Source organism: Isoptericola sp. NPDC056134 (assembly GCF_042264825.1).
Taxonomy (GTDB): domain Bacteria; phylum Actinomycetota; class Actinomycetes; order Actinomycetales; family Cellulomonadaceae; genus Isoptericola; species Isoptericola nanjingensis.
The window spans coordinates 146,736-155,926 of sequence record NZ_JBHJVM010000005.1; the positions used below are offsets into that span (position 1 = coordinate 146,736).

9 protein-coding genes are annotated in these 9,191 nt (G+C 71.4%); 7 read left to right on the top strand and 2 right to left on the bottom strand.

Annotated elements, in window-relative coordinates; translation table 11 throughout:
* Positions 1-39 precede the first annotated feature (39 nt).
* Together ACFCZN_RS07100 and ACFCZN_RS07105 are read left to right on the top strand one after the other, a co-directional pair.
* Positions 40-1,848 carry a DEDD exonuclease domain-containing protein gene (locus tag ACFCZN_RS07100; RefSeq protein WP_430556297.1) on the top strand — a complete coding sequence of 603 codons (1,809 nt, stop codon included), beginning with the start codon at positions 40-42 and terminating at the stop codon, positions 1,846-1,848.
* The gene (locus ACFCZN_RS07105) at positions 1,842-2,123 is read left to right on the top strand and encodes an Lrp/AsnC family transcriptional regulator (protein ID WP_380245000.1); all 282 of its coding nucleotides are present in this window, start codon (positions 1,842-1,844) and stop codon (positions 2,121-2,123) included. The genes ACFCZN_RS07100 and ACFCZN_RS07105 overlap by 7 nt, the downstream gene beginning before the upstream one ends.
* Before the next feature lie 69 nt (positions 2,124-2,192).
* Here ACFCZN_RS07105 and trpD read toward each other — a convergent pair whose 3' ends face one another.
* Both trpD and ACFCZN_RS07115 read right to left on the bottom strand, forming a co-directional pair.
* Positions 2,193-3,287, bottom strand: a complete 1,095-nt coding sequence (trpD, locus tag ACFCZN_RS07110) for an anthranilate phosphoribosyltransferase (RefSeq protein ID WP_429763776.1) — start codon at positions 3,285-3,287, stop codon at positions 2,193-2,195.
* 67 nt (positions 3,288-3,354) lie between these two features.
* A complete protein-coding gene (locus tag ACFCZN_RS07115; RefSeq protein WP_429763803.1) occupies positions 3,355-3,777 on the bottom strand; it encodes a hypothetical protein in 423 nt (140 codons plus the stop codon).
* Between the two features lie 307 nt (positions 3,778-4,084).
* On the opposite strand from ACFCZN_RS07115, the gene ACFCZN_RS07120 reads away from it, so the two are divergent.
* The 5 genes from ACFCZN_RS07120 (at position 4,085) to ACFCZN_RS07140 (ending at position 9,130) form a co-directional block, all read left to right on the top strand.
* Positions 4,085-4,738, top strand: a complete 654-nt coding sequence (locus ACFCZN_RS07120; protein ID WP_429763777.1) for a cytochrome c oxidase subunit 3 — start codon at positions 4,085-4,087, stop codon at positions 4,736-4,738.
* A gap of 66 nt (positions 4,739-4,804) precedes the next feature.
* Positions 4,805-5,584, top strand: a complete 780-nt coding sequence (locus ACFCZN_RS07125; RefSeq protein WP_429763778.1) for a c-type cytochrome — start codon at positions 4,805-4,807, stop codon at positions 5,582-5,584.
* Positions 5,581-6,633, top strand: a complete 1,053-nt coding sequence (locus tag ACFCZN_RS07130) for a Rieske 2Fe-2S domain-containing protein (protein WP_430556298.1) — start codon at positions 5,581-5,583, stop codon at positions 6,631-6,633. Before ACFCZN_RS07125 ends, ACFCZN_RS07130 begins: the two co-directional genes overlap by 4 nt.
* The gene (locus ACFCZN_RS07135) at positions 6,630-8,333 is read left to right on the top strand and encodes a cytochrome bc complex cytochrome b subunit (protein WP_430556299.1); all 1,704 of its coding nucleotides are present in this window, start codon (positions 6,630-6,632) and stop codon (positions 8,331-8,333) included. Before ACFCZN_RS07130 ends, ACFCZN_RS07135 begins: the two co-directional genes overlap by 4 nt.
* A gap of 170 nt (positions 8,334-8,503) precedes the next feature.
* Positions 8,504-9,130, top strand: coding sequence for a superoxide dismutase (locus ACFCZN_RS07140; protein WP_430545219.1), 627 nt, complete (start codon positions 8,504-8,506; stop codon positions 9,128-9,130).
* Positions 9,131-9,191: the final 61 nt, after the last annotated feature.

Genomic DNA, 9,191 nt, shown 5'->3' on the forward strand with positions numbered 1-9,191 from the left:
CCACCCCCGACTGTCGGAGGCCGCCGCTACGGTCCCGGCATGCCGAGCACCACCCCGCACCCGACGCGCACGACCGCGCTCCAGCCCTCGTTCGAGGACCTCGGCACCTCCCTGCGGGACGTCACCTTCGTCGTGGTCGACCTCGAGACGACCGGGGGGCGGGCCGCCGACGGCGGCATCACGGAGATCGGCGCGGTCAAGGTGCGCGGCGGAGAGGTGCTGGGCGAGCTGCAGTCGCTCGTCAACCCGGGCCACCCGGTGCCGGCCTTCGTCGCCCGGCTCACGGGCATCACGACGTCCATGGTCGCCACGGCTCCCCCGGTCGAGCTCGTCCTGCCGAGCTTCCTGGAGTTCGCGCGCGACGCCGTGCTCGTCGCGCACAACGCGCCGTACGACGTCGGCTTCCTGCGGGCCGCCTGCGACAGGCTCGGCTACGACTGGCCGGGGTTCCGGGTGGTGGACACCGTCCCCCTCGCGCGTCGCGTCGTCACCCGCGACGAGGCGCCGAACCACAAGCTGTCCACCCTGGCCGCGCTCTTCCGTGCGCGGGTGACGCCCGAGCACCGCGCCCTGGCGGACGCGCGGGCGACCGTCGACGTGCTGCACGCGCTCCTGGAGCGGCTGGCGCCCCTCGGCATCACCCACCTGGAGGATCTCGCCGGCGCCGCCGACCCCGTCCCGCCCGACGTGCGCCGCAAGCGCACCCTCGCCGACGGCCTGCCCGAGGCCCCGGGCGTCTACCTCTTCCGCGGCCCCGGGGACGAGGTCCTGTACGTCGGGACGTCCACGAACCTCCGCAAGCGGGTGCGGTCCTACTTCACGGCTGCCGAGAAGCGCGGTCGGATCACCGAGATGGTGCGGATCGCGCACGCCGTCACGCCCGTGGTCTGCGCGACGCCGCTCGAGGCGTCGGTGCGCGAGCTGCGCCTCATCGCCGAGCACGCGCCGCGGTACAACCGGCGCTCGAAGCACCCCGAGCGCCAGGCGTGGGTGCGTCTCACGGACGAGGCCTACCCCCGGTTGTCGGTGGTGCGCGAGGTGCGGGCCGGGACACCGCACATCGGCCCGTTCACGTCCCGGCAGGCCGCGCTGGCCGCCGTCGAGGCGGTCCACGACGCCCTGCCGCTGCGCCAGTGCGCGGCACGGCTCCCCCGGGTCGCGCGGACGGCCGGCAGCCCGTGCGCCCTCGCGGGGATGGGCCGCTGCTCCGCGCCGTGCACGGCGACCGGCACACCCGACGAGGGGTACGACACCGTCGCGGACGCGGCACGCACGGCGCTCACGTCCGACCCCTCGGTCGTCGTCGACGTCCTCGCCGCGCGGGTGGGCCGGCTCGCGGCCCAGGAACGCTTCGAGGAGGCGGGGACGGTGACCCACCGGCTCCGGGCGTTCGTCCAGGGCGCGGCGCGTGCCCAGCGCCTGGACCCCGTCGCCCGGTGCGCGGAGCTCGTCGCCGCGCGGCCCACCCCCGCGGGCGGCTGGGAGCTCGTCGTCGTGAAGCACGCGCGGCTCGCCGCGACCGCCGTCACCGGACCCGACGAGGACCCGTTGCCCGTCGTCGACGCCCTGCGCGCGACGGCGGAGGCCGTCACCCCGCCCGTGGCTCCCGCTCCCGCGTGCCATCCCGAGGAGGCAGCCCTCGTGCTGGCCTGGCTGGACGAGCCGGGGGTCCGGCTGGTGCACGTGAGCGACCCCTGGACGTGCCCCGTGCGCTCCGCCGCCGCGCACGCCGACCTCGGCGCGGTCTCGACGACCGTCGCGGGTGTGTGGGCCGCGCCGGGCGAGGGCGACGAGACCGCCGGGCGCCTCGCGGCCCCGCCGCCGGTGGCTACGATGACGGCATGCTGACCGCGATCGTGCTCATCGACACCGAGGCCGACCAGATCCCCGAGGTCGCCACCAAGGTCACCGACCTCAAGGGAGTCAGCGAGGTCTACTCCGTCACCGGCAAGGCCGACCTGGTCGCCATGGTCCGGGTACGCGAGCACGAGGAGCTGGCCGACGTCATCGCCGACGGGATCAGCAAGGTCCCGGGCGTCGTGCGCACCGAGACCCTGATCGCCTTCCGCACCTACTCGAACGTCGACCTCGAGCAGGCGTTCGCGATCGGCCTCGACGACTGACGCCGCCCCGGCGGGCGGCCGGACACGTGCTCGCGCGCGAAGGGTCGGCCGCCCGCCGTGCACCTCCGGTCAGTCCTGCGTCGCGGCCGCCCAGCGCTCCAGCACGCGGGCGGCAGCGCCGTCGTCGATGCTGCGCGCGGCGTGGCCGATACCGGCCGCCAGCCGTTCCACGAGCGTGCCGGCGTCCGTGCCGGGCAGGCTGCCGTCCGCCACGAGGGCGGCCGCCGCGTTGAGCAGCACCGTCTCCCGCACCGGGCCCTGGTCGACCCCCGTGAGGACGTCGCGTGCCACGCCGGCGTTGTGGTGCGCGTCGGCGCCGCGCAGGTCGGCGACGTCGATGCGCCGCAGCCCGAGCTCGGCGGCGGCGTCGAGGCGCGCCTCGGTGACCTGACCGTCGCGGACCTCCCAGACGGTCGAGCCGCCGGTCGCAGCGAGTTCGTCCAGGCCGTCGTCGCCACGGAACACGAGCGCCCGCGTCCCCCGCGCGGCGAAGACACCCGCCACCAGCGGCGCCATCCGGGGGTCCGCGACCCCGACAGCCGTGGCCCGCGGCTGCGCCGGGTTCGTCAGCGGACCGAGGAAGTTGAACGCGGTCGCGACGCCGAGCTCCTTCCGCGCCACGCCGGCGTGCCGGAACGACGGGTGGAAGACCATCGCGAAGCAGAAGGTGATGCCGACCTGCTCGGCCAGCTCGGCGACGCGCTCGGGTCCGTGGTCGAGCCGCACACCCAGCGCCTCGAGGACGTCGGCCGAACCGGACGACGAGGACGCGGCGCGGTTGCCGTGCTTGACCACCTTGACGCCCGTGCCGGCCACGACGACCGCCGCCATGGTCGAGATGTTCACCGTGTGCGCGCGGTCGCCGCCGCTGCCGACGATGTCGACGCTCGGCCCCGGGACGGTGAACCGGCGGGCGTGCGCGAGCATCGTGTCCGCGAGCCCCGTCAGCTCCTCGACCGTCTCGCCCTTGGCCCGCAGCGCCACCAGGAAGGCCGCGAGCCGGGCCGGCGACACCTCGCCCGACATGACCGCGTCCATGGCCCAGGCGGTGTCCTGCGAGCTCAGGTCGTGGCCGGCGATGAGCTCGGTGAGCAGCCCGGGCCACGTCTGCTCGGGCGACGTCTGCTCGGGCTGCGCGGGCACGGGGCGGTCGTTCGTGGGCACCAGGTTCCTCCGGTTCGGTGGTCGCGCGGTCCGGACGCACCTGGCTCGACCCTCACGGGTCCGTCGGTCAGGCCGTCGCGGCGAGCTGGCCGGCCACGGCGCGCTGCAGCTCGATCGCGTCGAGCGGCCTCGGCACCACGGCGTCGGCGAGCGACCACGATGCTAGCCATCCGTCGTCGGGCCTGCCGGTGAGGACCACGACGGGCGGGCAGCGGTACACCTCGTTCTTGAGCTGACGGCACAGTCCCATGCCACCGGACTTGTCCGCCTCACCGTCCAGCACGAGCAGGTCCCACCCGCCGCGGTCGGCCGCGGCGATGAGTGCCGCAGGCGTCGCGACCTCCGCCCACGCGATCTCCGGGGCGTGGGCGCGCAGACGGGGCCCGACGGCGGTCCGCACGTGGGCGCGGACGGTCCGGTCGTCGCTGTAGAGCAGGATGCGCGGCCCGCGGGCCGCCGGGGCGATCGCTCCGGTCGAGCGGGTCGGGATGGTCGTCGTCGGGTCCGTCTGGTCCGTCTGATCCGTCAACTTTCTGGCTCCCCTTCGCGGACGTGCACGGCTTCGGGCACGGGCACGACGTCCGGCAGCTGTGCCGCGACCGTCGGACGTCGACGTTTGCTGGCATCGTGGCACACTCGCGTCACCTCGGGCAGGTGCCGAACGTGGTCTTTTACTGGCACTCTCTACGGATCCGTCACCTCGTAGTAGCAGAGTGGCGAGTTTCCGCAGATTCTGTGCACATCGACTTTCCGCCAGACCCGCCCGAGTGGCTCGAACAGGCCGTATGTCGGCCATAATGGCTGACGTGTCGACCGCAACGGCTGCTGCCCCCCATGCCCACCAGCACGTGAGCGTCAACCGTCCGAACCCCGTGTCGGTCGGGACGATCGTCTGGCTCGCGAGCGAGCTCATGTTCTTCGCCGGCCTCTTCGCGATGTACTTCACCGTCCGGTCGGTGATGCCCGAGGCGGAGTGGGCCGCTCAGGCGGACAAGCTCAACATCACCTTCTCGACGATCAACACCACCGTGCTGGTGCTGTCGTCGGTCACCTGCCAGATGGGCGTGTGGGCCGCCGAGCGGTTCAAGCCGGTGCGCTCCGGCTCCCTGCTGCAGGTGAGCAAGTGGGGCATGCACGAGTGGATGACCCTCACCTACCTCATGGGCGCGTTCTTCATCGGCGGCCAGATCTTCGAGTACACCGAGCTGGTGCACGAGGGCCTGACCATCTCCTCCAGCCCGTACGGCTCGGTCTTCTACCTGACCACCGGATTCCACGGCCTCCACGTGCTGGGCGGCCTCATCGCCTTCCTGTTCCTGCTGGGGCGCTCCTTCGCCGCCAAGAACTTCGGCCACCACGAGGCCACCACCGCGATCGTCACGTCCTACTACTGGCACTTCGTCGACGTGGTGTGGATCGCCCTCTTCGCCGTCATCTACCTCCTGCGCTGAACCCCCGGCCGGCGTCGCCGCCGGCACTGACCCTGCACCTTCGATCTGCGAGACGAGGATCATTTCGTGAAGGCACTCGCCGCCCGCAGGCACCACCGGTTCGCGCCGGTCGTGCTGTTGCTGCTGGCGCTGCTGGTCACGGGCGGCGTCTACGCCGCCCTGGCCCCGAGCCCGGCCCAGGCCGACACCGCCAGCACCGCGGACATCGAGACCGGGAAGAAGCTCTTCCAGGCCAACTGCGCCACCTGCCACGGCCCGAACGCGGAAGGCACCACCGAGGCGCCGTCGCTCGTGGGCGTCGGTGCGGCCGCGGTCGACTTCCAGGTCTCCACCGGCCGGATGCCGATGCAGATGAACGGCCCCCAGGCCGAGGCCAAGCCCCGGCAGATGGACGAGGACCAGACCGCCGCGCTCGCCGCGTACGTCGCGTCCCTCGGCGCCGGCCCGGCCATCCCCACCGACGAGCAGGTGGACGGGAGCAAGGGCGACCCCGCCAACGGCATGGCCCTCTTCCGCACCAACTGCGCGATGTGCCACAACGCCGTCGGCGCCGGTGGCGCCCTCTCGGAGGGCAAGTTCGCGCCGCCGCTGTGGGACACCTCCGGCCGCAACGTGTACCAGGCCATGCTCACCGGCCCGCAGTCCATGCCGGTGTTCAACGACGCCAACATCACCCCCGACGAGAAGCGCGACATCATCGCGTTCCTCGACGAGCAGGACCAGGGCTCGGCCGGCGGCCTCACCCTGGGCTCGCTCGGTCCGGTCAGCGAGGGCCTGTGGGCCTGGATCATCGGCATCGGCCTGATCATCGGTGGCGCGGTGTGGATCGGAGCGAAGTCCTCGTGAGCGAGAACCAGAACCCCCAGGGCCCGTCCCGCGACGTGGCCCGGCACGACGGCGACGGCACGGTCGCCCGGACCGACCGCTTCGCGGACCCGGGCGTCCCCGCGCACCACCCGCGCCTCGCGGACACGGACCCGAAGGCGGCCAAGCGCAACGAGCGGATCATCGCGATCCTCTTCGCCATCTCGTGCCTCGGCACGATCGCCTCGATCGTGGCCTACTTCGCCGTGCGTCCCGACGGCACGACGCCCGGCGTGCGCCTCTCGACGGTGCTGCTCGGTGTCGCGATCGCGATCTCCCTGTTCGGCATCGGCTTCGCGGCCGTCCACTGGGCCAAGACCCTGATGTCCGGCAAGGAGTACGTCGAGGAGCGCCACTCGAGCAGCAGCTCGGAGGACGTCCGCGAGGTCGTCCAGCAGCAGTTCAAGGACGGGCTCGAGGACTCCGGCATCGCGCGCCGGCCCGTCCTCAAGGGCGCGGTCGTCTCCGCGCTCGCTCTCTTCCCGCTGACCATCGCAGTGCCGCTCGTCTCGAGCGTCGGCGGCACGTGGAACGTCAACTCCTTCCGGCACACCATCTGGAAGAAGGGCACGCGCCTCGCCTACGACCCGTCCGGCCGCCCGATCAAGGCGTCGGACCTGACGGTCGGCTCCGTCGCGCACGTCATCCCCGACGTGCCCGCCGAGGAGCGCGAGTCGCACGAGTGGATCACCGAGAAGTCGAAGGCCGTCGTGCTCCTGGTGCGCATGGACCCGCGCGACCACAAGCGCGACCACCGCGAGGGCGCCTCCTACGACGGCATCGTCGCGTACTCGAAGATCTGCACCCACGTCGGGTGCCCGGTCGCCCTGTACGAGCAGCAGACGCACCACCTGCTGTGCCCCTGCCACCAGTCGACGTTCGACATCTCCGACGGCTCCAAGGTGGTCTTCGGACCTGCCAAGCGCCCGCTGCCCCAGCTGCCCATCACCGTCGACGACGAGGGGTATCTTGTGGCTGAGGACGACTTCAACGAGCCCGTCGGCCCGAGCTACTGGGAGCGCCTGAAGTGAGTACCACGACAACTCCCCCCACCGCGGCGGAGCCGACCACCGTGATCGGCAAGTCCGCCGACTACCTCGACCAGCGGACCAAGGTCGGCGTGCTCGCGAAGCAGCTCGTCCGCAAGGTCTTCCCGGACCACTGGTCCTTCATGCTCGGCGAGATCGCGCTGTTCTCGTTCGTCGTGCTCCTCATCTCCGGCGTGTTCCTGGCGATGTTCTTCGACCCGTCGATGGCGCTCGTCACGCACCACGGCGCGCCGGCGACCATGGACGGCCAGCTCATGTCCACGGCCTTCTCCTCGACGCTGAACATGTCGTTCGAGGTGCGCGGCGGTCTGCTCATGCGGCAGATCCACCACTGGTCGGCGCTGATCTTCGTCGCCGGCATCGTGGTGCACATGATGCGCGTCTTCTTCACCGGCGCCTTCCGCAAGCCCCGCGAGCTCAACTGGCTCGTCGGCACGCTGCTGCTGATCTGCAGCCTCCTCGCCGGGTTCTCGGGCTACTCGCTCCCGGACGACGTGCTCTCCGGCAACGGCCTGCGCATCACCGACGGCGTCATCAAGTCGATCCCGATCATCGGGTCGTACCTCTCGTGGTTCGTCTTCGGCGGCGAGTTCCCGGGCGAGCACATCATTCCGCGCCTGTTCACGGTGCACATCCTGCTCGTGCCCGCGCTCATCCTGGCGCTGATCGGCGTGCACCTGTTCCTCATGGTGCTCAACAAGCACACCCAGTACCCGGGCGGCGGCCGCACCGACCAGAACGTGGTCGGCTACCCCGCGGTCCCGGCGTTCGCCACGAAGATGGGCGGCAACTTCTTCATCATCTTCGGCGTGCTGGCCCTCATGGGCGGCACGATGGCGATCAACAACGTCTGGAACTACGGCCCGTACGACCCGTCACCGGTGTCCGCGGGTGCCCAGCCGGACTGGTACATGCTGTTCCTCGAGGGATCGCTGCGTCTGATGCCCGGCCAGGCCGAGATCGTCACGTGGGGTGACTTCACGCTGTCGCTGAACATCCTGGTGCCGGCGGTCATCATCCCGGGCCTGCTGTTCACGTTCCTGTTCGTGTACCCGTTCCTCGAGGCGAAGGTGACAGGCGACCACCGCGAGCACCACGTGCTCGACCGCCCGCGCAACGTCCCGACCCGCACGGGCCTCGGCGTCGCGTTCCTCACGGCGTTCGTCATCCTGGCGCTGGCGGGGTCGAACGACCTCATCGCGACGCACTTCGCCCTGTCGATCAACACGATCACCTGGGTCTTCCGGGTCCTGTTCTTCGTCGGACCGGTCTTCGCCTTCTGGGTCACGAAGCGGATCTGCCTGGGCCTGCAGCGCAAGGACCGCGAGCTGGTGCTGCACGGGCACGAGACGGGTCGCATCGTGCGGTTCGCCAACGGCGAGTACATCGAGGTCCACCGCCCGCTCGACGAGCAGGAGCGCTGGCTGCGCGTCAACTACGAGGCGCGCCGGCCCCTGGAGATCGAGCCCGCGACCGACGCCCGTGGCGTCAAGCGCAAGGGCTACAAGAAGGACAAGCGCTGGCAGAAGCTGTCGCAGTTCTTCTACGAGGACCGGGTCGAGCCCGTGACCCCGGCCGAGCTGGCCGCGGCGCACGCCCACGGCGAGCACGACGAGCTCGAGCCCGCCCACGACACCCCCGAGCTCGTCTCGGGGTCTGGCAACGTCGAGCGGGAGCACTGAGTCTCCTGCAGGCTGGACCCATGGCCCGCGCTCCCCTCTCCCGATCCGTCGGGCGGGGTGCGCGGGCCGTCGTCGTCCCCGGCACGTGAGAGCGGCCGGGGACCAGCCGTCGACGACGTCCCCATCGCACGCCGGTACGACGTGCGGCACGCAACCGGAGGTATCTCAGCATGGCTGTCTACACGCTCCCTGACCTGCCCTACGACTACAGCGCCCTCGAGCCGCACATCAGCGGCAAGATCATGGAGCTGCACCACGACAAGCACCACGCGGCCTACGTCACCGGCGCCAACACCGCCCTGGAGAAGCTCGCCGAGGCCCGCGAGTCCGGCGACAACGCCGCGGTGAACCTGCACGAGAAGAACCTCGCGTTCAACCTCGGCGGCCACACCAACCACACCGTCTTCTGGAACAACCTCTCCCCCGAGGGCGGCGGCCAGCCCGAGGGCGAGCTCGCCGAGGCCGTCAAGGACGCCTTCGGCTCCTTCGACAAGTTCCAGGCCCAGTTCGCCGCCGTCGCCACCGGCATCCAGGGCTCCGGCTGGGCCGTGCTCGGCTGGGACTCCATCGGCCAGCGCCTCGCCATCTTCCAGCTCTTCGACCAGCAGGCCAACGTCCCCGTCGGCATCACCCCGCTGTTCATGCTGGACATGTGGGAGCACGCCTTCTACCTCGACTACCTCAACGTCAAGGCCGACTACGTCAAGGCCGTCTGGAACATCGCGAACTGGCAGGACGTCGCCGCCCGCCTCCAGCGCGCCCGCACCCAGACCGCCGGGCTCATCGTCCCCGCCTGACGACCCCCCGCGCTGTGAGCGGGCGTCTGGCCCCGTCTCCGTCGGGAGACAGGGCCAGACG